Annotated in this window: 1 tRNA gene; it reads right to left on the bottom strand. The window is 44.2% G+C overall.

The window, feature by feature from the left end:
- Position 1 precedes the first annotated feature (1 nt).
- A tRNA-Thr gene (locus AC3A54_RS25650) sits at positions 2 to 59 on the bottom strand.
- Positions 60 to 224: the final 165 nt, after the last annotated feature.

Here is a 224-nt window from a genome sequence, read left to right as displayed (position 1 = left end):
CGAGAGGACTTGAACCCCCAACCTACTGATTACAAGTCAGTTGCTCTACCAATTGAGCTACCCCGGCATAGGTTTAGAATGATTATTAGATTGTACACGCTTTCTTACTCTAGCATTAGAATTACATCGGCATAAATATTAAAAATATATATGGTGGAGGATGACGGGATCGAACCGCCGACCCTCTGCTTGTAAGGCAGATGCTCTCCCAGCTGAGCTAATCC

This window comes from Neobacillus sp. Soil_C_43 (assembly GCF_057656715.1).
Note: the sequence above shows the minus strand (reverse complement) of the source record. Positions and strands in the feature narration are given on the sequence as shown.